This window comes from Flagellimonas aequoris (assembly GCF_003584165.1).
Lineage (GTDB): Bacteria > Bacteroidota > Bacteroidia > Flavobacteriales > Flavobacteriaceae > Flagellimonas > Flagellimonas aequoris.
Map to the genome: position 1 here is coordinate 718 of NZ_QXFJ01000020.1, position 351 is coordinate 1,068.

General features: G+C 62.7%; 1 protein-coding gene. It reads right to left on the reverse strand.

Annotated features, from left to right (window positions below; translation table 11 throughout):
- Positions 1 to 259, reverse strand: a 259-nt coding sequence (locus D2U88_RS19870) for a replication initiation protein (protein WP_182859158.1), incomplete at its 3' end; no start/stop codon positions are given.
- Positions 260 to 351 lie beyond the last annotated feature (92 nt).

Below are 351 nucleotides of genomic sequence, written 5' to 3' on the forward strand. Positions count from 1 at the left end.
GGCCCCGCCTACTGTCCCTGTTTTCGGCCACCCAATTCGGCTCAGGCAAGCCCGCTTCCTCAGCCGCCACCAGTGCCCCAGCACGGTCGAAATCGAACACCAAAAAAGCCAGATGGCTCGGGGGGTTGTGCTGGATGTAGCGCCTCTGGACGGCCTCCTGCTGGCCGCGGATGCTCAGGCCTGAGCCTAGGTCGTCAGCACAGTAGGGGCGCCGTGGAGCGCTTGCGAGGAACAGGGACGGTTGGTAGTGTGCTGACATAGGTTCGGGCCTCCTAACGCCCTTTCCGCATGACCCCGCAGCGTTGGCGCGCTGGCGGGGTTTTTTATGCTCTGTTCATTCAGATTGGCAGA